The following is a 13620-nucleotide window of genomic DNA, read 5'->3' as shown; positions in this document are numbered from 1 at the left end:
AAATCTGCTCAAATCCTTAAAAAATAATAGTAGCTTCACACACAATATGGAACAGCTTTCTACATATTTCAGGATTTGCTTGGGAATATCGCTGCTTTTTTTACTGGCTTCTTGCGAGGGAGGAGAGGAAAGTCCTTTCGAACAACGTTGGCCAGTGCAGGGAGGCGTAGGAGGACAGTGGGGATATATCGATGAATCAGGAAACATCGCCATTCCACAGCAATTTGATTACGCAACAGAGTTTTCAGAAGGATTTGGCGGAGTAAATATCGGAGGTACCCGCTATCGCAATCATTTTCCTACAGATGGGAAGTGGGGCTTTGTAGATTCTTATGGAAGGTTCCTGATAAATCCCGTATACGACTCTCCCCCTACCTATGCAAAGCCCTATGACCTCAGAGATCTTTCGATGTCTATGCATGAAGGCTATATTTTTTCAGAAGGTCTCGCTCCTGTTTACAAAGAAGGGAGATGGTTCTATATCGGATTTCTGGCTGATAAATTAAAAGATACCTTATATATAGCATCTGCCTGGAAGAAAGAAGAAGATAATAGCATTAAGACTTATCCCATTCGTTCAGCAAGGCGATTTAAAGAAGGACTTGCTGCAGTTTACATTGATGGTTCCTGGGGATATATAAATTATTGGGGAGAAATCATCATTGAACCTCAGTTTGTGTATCCAGTTGAATTCTCACAAGGGAGGATACTCGCTATGGGGAAAGATCTCCGGCAAGTGATCTATAATACCAAAGGAGAGCGAGAACTGCCTATGTACCGGATTGTCTCTGAATTTAAAGATGGATTGGCCGTAGTCAAACCCAAAATGTTGGGGCAATCGATTCAGGATGATGACGAAATCAAATATGCCCTGATCGATACCAGTGGGAAATTTATGTTTACCGCACAGTTTGACAAGATCGGAGATTTTGGGAGTGGACTTGCCCCTGTTTTAGTTGGAAGCAATCCAGATACCTTAAAATATAATCCTGATAAACAGATCATTGGTAATCGCGGACCCAAATGGGGATTCATCGATATGTTTGGGCACTTTGTGCACAATCCTGTTTTTCAAGATGCCAAAGGCTTCGTAGAGGGAGTAGCGGCGGTTAAGAGGGGAGAATATTGGGGCTATATGGAACCTGACGGAAGTATGCTTACAGAATACGAATTTTTATGGGCCGGCAATTTTAAGAATGGAATGGCTCAGGTTCGTTTAGGTCCTACCCATAATGATTATGCGGGCTTATATGCCTTCATGAACCTGGATGGGGATATCATTTATATCCAGGAAAACTAATTCCGCTAAACACTGATTACGATACTACTGATCATGGTTTCCTTTGGGAGCTGACTCAGTTTTATATCCTCTTTATTTTCTAATTGTTCGAAAAGTTGATTTCCCGGATCGGGGAGGAGATAGGTGATATTGGGATATTTTTCCGGATTCAGAATGAGAAACTGATAGCGAGGATTGTCTCTGAATTGTTCAAAGCTGGCAAAAGAAAGAACGCTTAAGTCTTCATCTGAATACAGCTCACTGAGTTCTGATACACTCATACCGGTATGAACCCCATCCGGTGTCTTAAATCCTTTTGCTTCAATTCTTATCCTGGAGAGATTGCTATCCGAAATTTCCTCTGCTGATGCGCCTTCTTCTGTCAGGGCATCTCCTTCGAGGAGGATAAAGCCATTGCTGAAAGAAAAACTTCGATTCAATCTCACATAACCCATTTCATAATCCAGCGAATCTGCTTCTTCCACCTCTTCAATCCCGATGGCATGCAAGTCCGCAATCTTTAGTCCCAAAGGAGCGAAACTCAAACCGGAATTACAGATAACCATAAGGCCTCCGGGACAATCTTCATCTATATCTAATCGAGAATCTTCTAAGGCATCTGAAATCAGTTCATCCTGTGGATTTTGCTGGGATTTATCCTTCTCTCCGCAGGCATAGAAAAGAATACTGCAAAGGAAAATCAGGCATAAGACTTTAGGGTATCGCATAATTGTTGGCAATGATTTCTTTATATACGCAAAATCCGATGCAAGATTGATCTCACATCGGATTTTTTTACATGCGTGAACCTTAAACAGGTTCTTTCTTAAAATTTGCAGCAAATACAGTTTTGATCTTTTCAACCAGATCCAGTTTCTCCCAGGGGAAGAAACTTACCGTTTTCATTTCTATTTTACGAACGGTTGATTCTGTATTACCTTCTTTCTTTATTTCTGTATAACGAGTCTCTACTTCTTTGTCAAAGCTGGCACGACCCATGTGTCCGTAAGCAGCAGTTGCAGAGAAGATAGGATTCTTAAGACCGAGGTGCTTCACGATAGAAGCCGGTGTGAATGAGAAATTGGCTTTTACTCTTTCAGCGATTTCTGCATCACTCAGGTCTACATTATTGGTTCCATAGGTATTGATATTGATAGATACCGGTTCTGCAACTCCAATCGCGTAGGCCAATTGTACGAGAATCTCATCTGCAACACCTGCTGCAACAAGATTCTTGGCAATATGGCGAGAAGCATAAGCAGCACTTCTATCTACTTTGGAAGAATCTTTTCCAGAGAAAGCTCCTCCTCCATGTGCTCCTTTACCTCCATAGGTGTCAACAATGATCTTTCTTCCTGTCAGTCCACTATCACCATGTGGCCCACCAATCACAAACTTACCGGTAGGGTTTACGTGGTAGATGGTGTTTTCATCGAGCAGATCTGCATCGATCACACGAGGAACGAGGATATTGACTACATCTTCTTTAATTTTTGCAAGCATAGCATTATCGGCTGCTACCTGAGCGGCTGCCGAATCATTTTCAGGCTGTACAAAATCATCGTGTTGAGTTGAGAGAACTACCGTATGTACCCGAATCGGTTGATTATCGTCTCCATACTCTATAGTAACCTGAGATTTAGAGTCGGGTCTTAGATAAGGCATGAGGTGAGCCTCATGCTTTCTGATATGTGCGAGTTCTTCAACCAGGCGATGAGAATAAGCCAATGCCATGGGCATATATTCTTTCGTCTCTTTGCTTGCATATCCAAACATCATTCCCTGGTCCCCTGCACCCTGGTCCTTATTAGCATCCTCATCACTATCTACTCCTCTTGCTATATCAGCGGACTGCTCATGAAGGGCAGACATGATGGAGCAAGATGCTGCACTAAATTGGTATTCATCTGATGTATAACCGATCCTTTCGATGGTTTTTCTTACTACGTCCTGAAGATCTACAAAAGCTTTAGTAGTAACCTCTCCAGCTAATACAACTTGCCCTGTTGTAACTAATGTCTCACAAGCTACGCGGGAGTCAGGGTCCTGAGCGAGCATTGCATCGAGAACCGCATCTGATATTTGATCTGCTACTTTATCGGGATGTCCTTCAGACACGGACTCTGAAGTAAATAAATAAGGCATGCTTTTTTGTTTGTTATTTACCTGAAAAATTAATTAACCCCCAAATTTGCATCCCTTGTCGTATAAATACAAACATAAAAATCTCCGATTGTCCAAGATTCCTTATGAAGAGGAGTAATTGTAAGATAAATGGTCAAAAGTGTGGAAATCCTTTCAATTATTTTTTCTCATCTGCTTCAAAACCAGCAATTTCCCTTTTCTTCAGCAGAAATATTGAGGACATTTTGCGAAAATAGGCTTAATTGCCCGTCTTCTTGTCAATAGATATTGATTAACCCTAAATAATTATTAACTTTGCAGCCGCCTCAGTAAAACTGGGCAGAAAGGAGACCTATATGACATGGTAGAAGAAAACGACAAGAATCTCGTGAATAACGAGGAAACTCCAGAGGTAGTAGAACCTACCCCTGAGACAACGACCCCGGAGCCAGAAACGGCTGCAGAAACTCCCGCCGAAGAGGCTACTCCCGAAGAAAAGCCTGTCTCAAAGGCAGAATTGGTAGAAGTAGCATCCTCAGATGACGATGATGATGATGATTGGTGGAAAGACGAAGACGACTATTCACCTACAGAACGTGCAGAGTTGGAAAAACTCTACGCAGGTACTCTCCGCGAGTTTAACGAAAATGAAATCGTTAACGGAAGCGTAGTAAGTATCGGTGACAAAGAAGTAGTTCTGAACATCGGATTCAAATCTGAAGGAATTGTACCCATTTCGGAATTTCGCGACCTCCCTGAAATGAAAGCCGGAGATGAAGTAGAAGTCTTCATCGAAAAGGTGGAAGATCAGAATGGACAATTGTTGCTATCCCGCAAGCGTGCCAAAAACATGCGCTCATGGGAACTTATCAACAAGTCTATGGAGAGCGATGTTATCCTGAATGGTCTCGTAATGAGACGTACAAAGGGTGGTTTCGTCGTTGACATTAATGGAATCGAGGCATTCTTGCCTGGATCCCAAATCGATGTTAAGCCTGTGCGTGATTTCGACGCATTTGTTGGGCGTAACATGGAATTCAAAGTTGTGAAGATCAATCACGCCTACGAAAACGTAGTTGTATCTCACAAAATCCTTATCGAGGCTAAACTCGAAGAACAACGCAAGGAGATCCTTGCCAACCTGGAAAAAGGTCAGGTACTGGAAGGTACTGTGAAAAACATGACCAATTTCGGTGTATTCATCGACCTGGGTGGCGTAGATGGACTTCTGCACATTACAGACATTTCCTGGGGACGTATCAACCACCCAGACGAAGTGCTTGAGCTTGACCAGAAGGTCAATGTGGTTGTACTCGAGTTTGATGATGAGAAAAAACGCATCAGCCTGGGTATGAAGCAGCTTACTCCACATCCATGGGATTCATTGCCTGAAACAGTGGTAGAAGGATCTCAGATCAAGGGTAAAGTTGTTACTGTAGCTGATTACGGAGTATTCCTGGAAGTTGTTCCCGGTGTGGAAGGACTTATTCATACCAGCGAAATGTCCTGGTCTCAGCACATCAAAAACCCTGGAGAAACCTTCAAAGAAGGTCAGGAGCTTGAAGCTGTAGTTCTGAACATCGACCGCGAAGATCGCAAGATGTCTCTCGGACTCAAGCAGCTTAAAGAAGATCCATGGTCAGATATTGAAATTAAATATCCTGTTGCCAGCCAGCACACTGGTTTGGTAAGAAACATGACCAACTACGGACTCTTTGTTGAGTTGGAAGAAGGAGTTGACGGACTTGTTCACATTTCCGACCTCTCTTGGACCAAGAAATTCCAGCATCCTTCAGAATATGTGAAGGTTGACGAGAATCTCGATGTAGTGGTTCTGGATATTGATAAAGATAACAGACGTTTGAGCCTTGGACACAAGCAGCTCACCGAAGACGTTTGGGAAACTTTCGCTTCTATCTTCACCCTCGGTTCCAAGCACGAAGGTACTATCAAGCGTATTGACAAGAAGGGCGGTATTGTAGAGCTTGAGTACGGTGTAGAAGGAACTGTTCCTACCAAATTCCTCAAAGTTGAGGATGGCAAGGAAGAACTGAAAGCAGACGACCGCTCAGAATTTGTTGTTGTTGAATTCAACAAAGATGCGAAGCGTTTGGTGATGTCTCACTTGCATACCTGGAAGGAAGAAGAAGTTCCTGAACCAAAAGTGTCTCGTCAAAAAGCCAAAAGTCCTAATGCCAAAGGTAAGTCTCAGCAAAAAGCTCCTGCAGCCAAAGCGAGTACCACTACCCTTGGAGATATCGACGCTCTGGCTCAATTGAAGGCGCAAATGGAAGCTGAGGAGAACAAAGATACTCCAAAGCCAAAGGCGAAAGCGAAGAAGAAAGCTGTCAAAAAGGAAGAAGCACCTAAAGAGGAGGAAGCTCCTAAAGAAGAGGAAGCTCCAGCTGCTGAAGAAGTAGTAGAAGCTGCCGTAGAAGAAACTGCAGAAGCTGCTGCTGAAGTAGTTGAGGAGAAAGTAGAAGAGGTTGCTGAAGCCGCTGAAGAGGCAGCTGATGATGCAAAAGCAGAAGAGTAGAGCTAGTCTCTATCCTTAGCAAATAAAAAAGGCCTCCCATTGGGAGGCCTTTTTATTTTTAGGTAGCGTATGAACTGTATTAAGAGCAGCTCATGAAAATATATGGGATTGCTCACATTTGCTTATTAGCTAGATTATATAAAATCTCTGGCAAAAAGAATTGAAATGAGATAGCGCTAGATGAGAGTAAAGACAAAGTTATTGTCTCGCCGAACTTATAGAGGAATCTATGTTTTACCCGGAATGGAAAAGTGTAGGCATTCTCAATTTCAAATCAGCTGCTTCGAATACATTTAGCATTAAATCTCCTCCTGGCGTTAGTCTGGCATTCAAATTTCTGCCTGGTCAAAGGCTGTGTTTTTTCTCTGTAATCAAAAAAGGGCTGATCAACACCAGCCCTTTTTTGATATCTTTTCTGGAAAAATAGTTACTTCATTACCGCCTTCGCTTCTTTCAGCAAGGCCTCATCAACATTACTGCGGGTGATATTGGCAAAGTTTCCTTTACCCTTATCTGCCAGTTCTGCCAATTCATCAATTTTGCTTTGCTTGAGCTTCCCAAAAGAGAATACGGTCAGAGCTACTCCCTGATTGGAACTACGCTCAGGAATACTATATAGGGACGGTACATCAAAGTAACCGTCTGTCGCCATGATAATACGATTGTTACCACCCGGGATGAAGTATTGCTCTGCGAGTTTATAGGCTCGCTTTAAGGCATTTTTACCCTTGGTGCTGCCTGATGACCGCAAACGGTCGATGGTTTCCTCTATGGTCTGTTTACGGGCAGCAGAAACTCCTTCCAAAACTACCCGAGCCTCCCCCGAGTACACGATTATCGAAATTCTGTCCTCAGCCCGCATATGATCCAGCATTTTAGCAAAAGATTTTTTCAGTAAAGGCAGTTTGTCGGGACGCTTCATTGAGGCTGATACGTCAAGAAGCAGGATGAGATTATTTTCGGCAACTCCTTCAAAAGAATAGGGATCAACGGGAACCTTAACTTCTTCCGCCTTAGGAGCTTCTATTTTCTTTTCGGCAATTTTCTGCTCGGAAGCTTTCAAGTCTCCCATTTGCTCAATGGGTTTGGGAGTCGGTTTTGGTTTTTTCTCTACGGGTTTCTCAGCTATGGGCTCTCTGGGCTCTCTGGGCTTCGGCTGAGGCTTGGGTCTGACTGGTTGAGGTTTTGGTTTTGTGGCCTCCGCAATTGGGGGTTTCTCGGATTGAGGTTTGCCCATGAGGAAATTGCTGGGGATGGTTTTAGAATAGCTCAGGGCTTTGATCGTGATTCTTCTCTTTTTCGGAGGATAACCATCTACCAAAATCACCTGATCATATACACGATCCTTATTCGCCAGGGTAATTGAATACTTTCCTGAGCTGGAGGTCTTGATTTGCTGAACAAACTGTTTGGTTCGGGCATTGTACAATTGGACGGTAGCTCTCAATCCTACCCAGCTGGAGCTGTCCTTTACACTTCCTTTCAAGGTATGATTTACAATAAGTACCTCAGGTTTTATCCTTTCGTCTGCCTCTCTAAGATCGGCAAATTGAATATTCCCATCTCGAATAAAGTAGGCTTCCTTCCCATCTCCAGTCAATATAAATCCATAATCATCCCGGGAAGAATTGAAAGGCTCTCCAATATTAATTACTTCTCCCATGGTTCCATCACTATTGAGGGTGGTCTTGAAAATATCCAGACCTCCGAATCCTCCATATCCATTCGATGCGAAATAGAGGGTTTTTCCATCCGAAGCCAGAAAAACTGAACGTTCGTCTCGATCTGTACTTATTGGAAGTCGTTTCATATATCCCCAACCCTGGCTCGTCCGCTTACTCATGTAAATATCCATGGGTTTATCATACTCCATACCTGCCGCGACAATAAAACGTCTTTCATCCGGAGAAATCGTCATACCATCAGTGGCCGGGACAAAGCTGAAAAACTCGGCGATACCCCCTCCCAGCCCTTTGGGAGTTGACCAGGATTTACCATTTCTTTGTGCCACATAATAAGGGCCTCCCGTATTCTGACTCCTGCTCTCATACCAACTTTGATAATACACACGATTCCCGTCTGTACTAATATGGGGTTCATCCTCTCCACTAAAGGTGTTGATTCCATAGGGGAGAACCTGCGGCCTTTGCCACTGACCATTGACTTTGGTACTGAACCAGATATCTCCATCATAAACGGAATCACCTTTAAAGGTCATGAAACTGCTTGACCATCTTTGCTCTCCTCTCAGAGACATAAAATAGAGGTATTTTCCATCCGGAGTAATGGACAGGTTTGTCTCGCGGTAACGGGAATTTAAAGTAGAAACTTCTTTGACCCGGATTCGGTCTTTGTGATCCAGGATATTGGTCCCCTTTTGCGCATGCAATTCGAGGCTGCCCAGGATGGCTATCACAAGGATAAGTATCGATAAGGATCTCATAGTCGCGGAAAGATGTGTTATACTCATAAATACACCAGAAACGAAGACAAAGTTGCGGGGAAAAATGTTAATTATGAGTTAAATACGAATATACTTGAATAAAATTACCCGATCAACATGCGAGATCTCTTCCTGATTCACCTGCTTTCGACCTTGATGATGTGTGGGATTATCTGGATCATTCAATGGCTCCATTATCCTTTGTTTGAATATGTAGGTGAAGTTTCGTTTCAGCAGTATGAGATCCTTCATAGAAACTGGATCAGCCCGATTGTCGGACCACTTATGTTAGTTGAATTGGGTACAGCAGTATTATTAGTACTACAAAGAAGTGAGGGGCTTTCCCCCCATTTGTGTTGGATTAGTTTGGGGCTGCTTGTCCTTATTTGGTTGAGTACCTTTTTTATTCAGGTCCCTTTGCACAATAAGATCACACTCAACTATGATGTCGAAGCAATTAAAGCTTTGGTAAATAGCAATTGGATAAGGACGATAGCCTGGAGTTTGCGAGCTGTTTTGTTGCTCTACATGCTCAGAAAGTTATTGCCTACTTCTCAGACCGCTTCATAGTGTTCTACCACTGGAAAGGGATCATAATAATGATGTAAGAGTTTTTTCCAGGGCCCATAATTCTCCGATTTCCGGAAGCCTTCTTCGTGATCTTCCAGATTTTCCCATTTCACCAACAGGATATATTGATGATCATTTTCCATGCAGCGCTTCAAGTCATGGGAAATATAGCCAGGATTATTTTGGATGAACGGGCTGGCTTTTTGAAAATCTTGTTCGAATGCTTTCGTTTTTCCGTCCTTTATATTCAGGATGGCAACTTCAAGTATCATAGGAATTTAATTAAAAGAAATAGGCGACGATGAGTATCGCCGCCTGTATATCGGTTTGAGCAGATCGCTATGTTAATCTGCCTCTTCTTCCTTTTCAAATTCATGCTCCAGGATTCCTTCCAGATCTTCTACTGCAAATTGCTTGTAAAGTATTTTCTTATCCTGATCGAGGAGGAAGATTCTTGGAGTGGAGCGAATATCGTACATGCCATCGAAGCCAGATTGTCTTCTGTGATCCTGTACATTTACAGCTCCCGTGAGATTATATTCTTTGATTTTTTCTTTCCAGATGCCAATATCTCCATTGATACTCAAGGCATAAAGAGCGACTCCTTTATCTTTAAATTTTGGCCAAATTTCGGTGAGTTTGGGAGTTACTGTTTTACAATGCCCACAATCATAATCCCAGAAATAGAGGATGGTATAAGGTGAGTTTACACTGTACAGGCTCCGGGGCTGATTGTTTTCATCTAAAGCAGTAAAGTCTGGCGCTTTTCTTCCAATGAGATTGGGGCTAAGGGCCAGGGCTCTTTCTTCCATATTGGCCAATTGAGCAGAGTCCGCCCACCAGGCAGCGCCAGAGAGGTAATATCTTTCCACTACATGTACAAAGACCGCATCCATGCCCATTTGCTTATTCTCAATTCCATAGGTATTGAGTAAATGAGCTACGAAATACTGGAATGCATCATCATTTTCCTTAGCCATTCCCAATATGAGGTCGATAGACTTATTTACAGAATCCGGATGCTTGGGTGTCAAATTGTCCATGTACTCCTTGACTTTATTCCCCAAAACTACAGAGCGCAACATACGACCATCCGAAAAATCAATATCATCCCAGAAGTGACCTCTGTAGTAATAAAATTGCCAACTTTCTTCAGCTCCTTCAGGTGCATCAGGAACTTTTATCCTTGCCATGGCCTTGAGGAATTTTGGATAAAACTTCTCTCCATGTTCAGCATTCAATTTTCTCCTATGTCTCATGACAGTAGAATCAATTTCAGCCATTTGGGTTTTTAGTTCTTCATACTCCGAACTTCCTTCCTGTGTCTGCTGGAATTTTTGCTGAAGAGGAGTAATCTTCTCTCTTTGCACGGAGAGGAAATTGATATCATCGTAGAAAATCTGATTGTCAACAGAACCTTCTATTTTTAGATTGCCTATCAAATCAGTGGTATCCGTATCAATATTGAAATGCTGGTCTCTATCCACGACGACTTCAAAAAACCGATTCGTAGGGGGGAGGATAACCAGGTACATGCCCGGCTCCAGGGTTACTTCTCCTTTAAATAAATAGCTACCGTTGACCAGCTCGGCTGAATCTCTCAGGCGATTGGTATTGCCGTAATAGTGGCCCAAATAAATCTTAGGTTCGCTATAATTATTGAGCTTGACGCCAATTTCATAGTTTTTGTCAATCGGACGATTGTCAACTTTTTCTACTGCAGGAGTAGTGGTTCCGGCTACTGCAGAGCTGGTATCACTGGTACTTGACTGCTTACAGGAGAAAAAGAGTAAAGCCGAGAGAGAAATACAAAGAAAGGAAGAATAGAGATTTATCTTGAGTTGCATAAGTTTTGCTTGAGCTTTATTCTAGAAAGCAATTTCGGCAAAATTACATAAAAATAGAGGTATAAACACCTAAATAAGCCGAATCATTTTAGGGGCTGGCAGACTTTCTACCAGCTAGATTCTCTATTTAAAATTGATACAATTGGAGAAAGCTAAACCCTATTAGGGTTTTTTGGAACCTTGCAGCTTGCGAGAGAGAAAATCTTCCCAGTAGGGATCACTAAGTTCGACTGCATATTCGACGAAATCTATGATCTCTTCAGGAGGGCCTTCTGAGTCAGATCCGTAGACAAATTCATAGCCAGTCTCCGTATCCTTTTCTCCTTCGAGGGTAATAAGTAATTGGGTGATGTCACCTTTGGGATCAGGGAAGGTATATCTTCCCACCATTGATAATAAATCAAGGGAAAGTATTTCCATCAAACGATCGAAAAGAGGCTCTTCGATGCGTTTCATGAACATCAGTCGCATTTTGGGATCATCGCTGCCATCGCCCATACGGTTGAGGGCACCACTTTTTGAAACTCTGAGGGCTAAGACTTGCTCCTCATTCACAACAAGGCTGATGTGGACGTTTTCTATTTCTGCTTTTGTCAACATGGGGAAGGCAAATTTATAACATTTACCTATGCGAAGAAATAGAGACTTAGCATTAAGGCTCCGAATATGAGAAATACCGGAGTAAGGACATAAATGGAATAGGGCAATGAGTGCTCACTTTTGGACTTCCATTCGAGCGGGGAGATGGTAGAAATCTTTCCCTTGACGATACTAAGAATACCCATGTAGAGGCTAATTCCTCCCATCATTAGTATCCATATAAGTGTGAACAGCTTCATAATCTAGCTATTTTAAAGGTTGTACTTAGGACGAAAGTTCGGACAAAAGTCACCCGACATTCTTTCGATAGAGTGTGTAGCCAGAGAAAGCCTTTCAGCTTTAAAATTTGTCTTGTATAAGGGAAAAAGCTAAGCTCAATTTACGGATTAATTCTGAGGATTCATAGAAACTCAAGGTTTGTTGAGCATCCGAGAAAGCTTTTTCTGGAATGGGATGGGTTTCATAGATCACTCCATCAGCTCCAGCCATGACAGAAGCCAGTGCTATTGGTTCTACAAAATTACGCAATCCTACTCCATGAGAGGGATCAGCGATCACCGGTAAATGCGACTTATCCTTAAGCATGGCTATGGCATTGATATCCATGGTGTTTCGATAGGCCTTTTCATAACTTCTGATTCCTCTCTCACAAAGCATGATCTTTTCATTGCCACCGGAGAAAATGTATTCGGCTGATTGGAGGAGTTCTTCGATAGTACCTGAGATGCCTCTTTTGAGTAATATGGGTTTATCTACTTCTCCGAGAGCATCCAGCAAATTGAAGTTCTGGGTATTTCTTGCTCCCACCTGGAAGATATCTATGTACTCATACATATCTTCTATTTGAGAAGATTGCATAACCTCTGTTATGATCTTAATGCCATATTCGCGGGCCATAGTTGCCCACATCTTTAGCCCATCTATTCCCATTCCTCTGAAAGAATAGGGAGAAGAACGAGGTTTATAAACTCCACCCCGCATGATTCTGACCCCTTGCTCCTTCAAATGTTTGAGGGTTTGCTCGATCTGCTTTTCTCCTTCAATCGAACAAGGACCCGCCATGATGCTGAATTTCCCTTCTTCAATTATCACTCCATCTCCCAGGTCAATAGCAGTCGGTTTGACTTTCCATTTTCGGGAAACAAATTTATAGGCATCCGTTACCCGATGTACATCTTTTACACCGGGAAGGCTTCCGATGGTCCTGATATCAAAGGCAGTTTTACCGATGGCAACCATATAGTGGCCTTTCTGGGTATTGATCTCACGCGCCTTGTATCCGATATCTGCAATTTTATCCAGAATATTTTGCTTGTCGGATTCTTTGATGGGATTGCTGAGTTGTATGATCATCTGATGGTTTTCTCAAGGGTGATGGTTCTAGGCCTGCAATTCCAGTCCTTTTATTTTATGGACGAAATTTCTAACTCTTTCGCTGATGCTGCCTTCCTTTTCCAGGGCTTTTATGAAGGCACTACCGATAATTGCTCCTTTTGCATGGGCACTGGCATCGCTGAAACTTTTATGATCTGAAATGCCGAAGCCAATTAAATGGGGATTCTTAAGTCCCATTTCCTGTATCCTGCGAAAATAAGCCACTTGTTGCTCATTGAAGCCTTCTGTGCGACCTGTAGTGCTATCTGTGGATACTACATATATAAAGCTATCACTCACCTCATCTATCAGCTGGATACGTTTTTCTGAGGTTTGTGGAGTAATGAGGAAAATATTACTCAAAGCATGTTGCTCAAAGGTTTTTCGATAAAAGGCCTGGTATTCGGCCATGGGTAAATCCGGCAGAATAAAACCATCTATCCCTACTTTCTCCGCTTGCTCGCAGAACTTCTCTATGCCATACTGCATGACAGGATTGAGATAGCCCATGAGGATGAGGGGAATGTCAACTTTTTCGCGGATTCCTTTCAATTGATCAAAAAGCGTCTGAATGCTCATGCCATTTTGAAGGGCTTTGAAGCTGCTGGCCTGTATGGTGGTTCCATCAGCTATAGGATCGGAATAAGGCATCCCGATTTCAATGAGATCTACCCCTGAAGCAGCTAGCTCGGTAATGATCTCTACTGTATCATTCAGCTCCGGATGTCCGGCAGTAAAAAAGACCGATAGGATATTGCCGGATTTATGTTCGAAGAGTTTTTTTATGCGGTTCATAGGAATATGCATATTGATGTGTTTGGGGGTTAGCGTATTGGAGTTGATCTTG

General features: G+C 42.6%; 12 protein-coding genes. 3 read left to right on the top strand and 9 right to left on the bottom strand.

The genetic code is table 11. The features are described 5' to 3' along the window. Nucleotides 1–79 precede the first annotated feature (79 nt). The gene (locus R8P61_18615; GenBank protein MDW3649089.1) at nucleotides 80–1300 is read left to right on the top strand and encodes a WG repeat-containing protein; all 1221 of its coding nucleotides are present in this window, start codon (nucleotides 80–82) and stop codon (nucleotides 1298–1300) included. Nucleotides 1301–1305: 5 nt separating this feature from the next. Here R8P61_18615 and R8P61_18610 read toward each other — a convergent pair whose 3' ends face one another. Both R8P61_18610 and metK read right to left on the bottom strand, forming a co-directional pair. Then, nucleotides 1306–2007, bottom strand: coding sequence for a hypothetical protein (locus R8P61_18610; protein ID MDW3649088.1), 702 nt, complete (start codon nucleotides 2005–2007; stop codon nucleotides 1306–1308). Between the two features lie 82 nt (nucleotides 2008–2089). Next, a complete protein-coding gene (gene metK / locus R8P61_18605; GenBank protein ID MDW3649087.1) occupies nucleotides 2090–3424 on the bottom strand; it encodes a methionine adenosyltransferase in 1335 nt (444 codons plus the stop codon). Between the two features lie 340 nt (nucleotides 3425–3764). Between metK and rpsA the strand changes: the two genes are divergently transcribed. Continuing rightward, on the top strand, nucleotides 3765–5939 hold the full coding sequence (gene rpsA, locus R8P61_18600; protein MDW3649086.1) for a 30S ribosomal protein S1: 2175 nt from the start codon (nucleotides 3765–3767) through the stop codon (nucleotides 5937–5939). 427 nt (nucleotides 5940–6366) lie between these two features. Here the strand turns inward: rpsA and R8P61_18595 are convergent, their stop codons facing one another. Continuing rightward, entirely contained in the window at nucleotides 6367–8382 is a 2016-nt protein-coding gene (locus R8P61_18595; protein ID MDW3649085.1) for a VWA domain-containing protein, read from the bottom strand. Between the two features lie 117 nt (nucleotides 8383–8499). Between R8P61_18595 and R8P61_18590 the strand changes: the two genes are divergently transcribed. Then, entirely contained in the window at nucleotides 8500–8952 is a 453-nt protein-coding gene (locus tag R8P61_18590; GenBank protein MDW3649084.1) for a hypothetical protein, read from the top strand. Here R8P61_18590 and R8P61_18585 read toward each other — a convergent pair. The 6 genes from R8P61_18585 to trpA all read right to left on the bottom strand — a co-directional run bounded on the left by R8P61_18585 (nucleotide 8937) and on the right by trpA (nucleotide 13568). Next, the gene (locus tag R8P61_18585) at nucleotides 8937–9224 is read right to left on the bottom strand and encodes an antibiotic biosynthesis monooxygenase (GenBank protein ID MDW3649083.1); all 288 of its coding nucleotides are present in this window, start codon (nucleotides 9222–9224) and stop codon (nucleotides 8937–8939) included. The two genes, R8P61_18590 and R8P61_18585, sit on opposite strands and share 16 nt — an antisense overlap. A gap of 72 nt (nucleotides 9225–9296) precedes the next feature. After that, entirely contained in the window at nucleotides 9297–10799 is a 1503-nt protein-coding gene (locus tag R8P61_18580) for a DUF5106 domain-containing protein (protein ID MDW3649082.1), read from the bottom strand. A 162-nt stretch (nucleotides 10800–10961) separates the two neighbouring features. Further along, nucleotides 10962–11399 (bottom strand): hypothetical protein, encoded by a 438-nt coding sequence (locus R8P61_18575; protein ID MDW3649081.1) that lies wholly within the window; start codon nucleotides 11397–11399, stop codon nucleotides 10962–10964. Between the two features lie 26 nt (nucleotides 11400–11425). Continuing rightward, on the bottom strand, nucleotides 11426–11638 hold the full coding sequence (locus R8P61_18570) for a hypothetical protein (protein ID MDW3649080.1): 213 nt from the start codon (nucleotides 11636–11638) through the stop codon (nucleotides 11426–11428). Between the two features lie 100 nt (nucleotides 11639–11738). Further along, a complete protein-coding gene (locus tag R8P61_18565; GenBank protein ID MDW3649079.1) occupies nucleotides 11739–12752 on the bottom strand; it encodes a bifunctional 3-deoxy-7-phosphoheptulonate synthase/chorismate mutase in 1014 nt (337 codons plus the stop codon). A 27-nt stretch (nucleotides 12753–12779) separates the two neighbouring features. After that, on the bottom strand, nucleotides 12780–13568 hold the full coding sequence (gene trpA, locus R8P61_18560; protein MDW3649078.1) for a tryptophan synthase subunit alpha: 789 nt from the start codon (nucleotides 13566–13568) through the stop codon (nucleotides 12780–12782). Nucleotides 13569–13620 lie beyond the last annotated feature (52 nt).

Source organism: Bacteroidia bacterium, from assembly GCA_033391075.1.
Taxonomy (GTDB): Bacteria; Bacteroidota; Bacteroidia; order J057; family J057; genus JAWPMV01.
The sequence above is the reverse complement of the archived record's forward strand: the minus strand, read 5'-3'. Positions and strand labels throughout refer to the sequence as shown.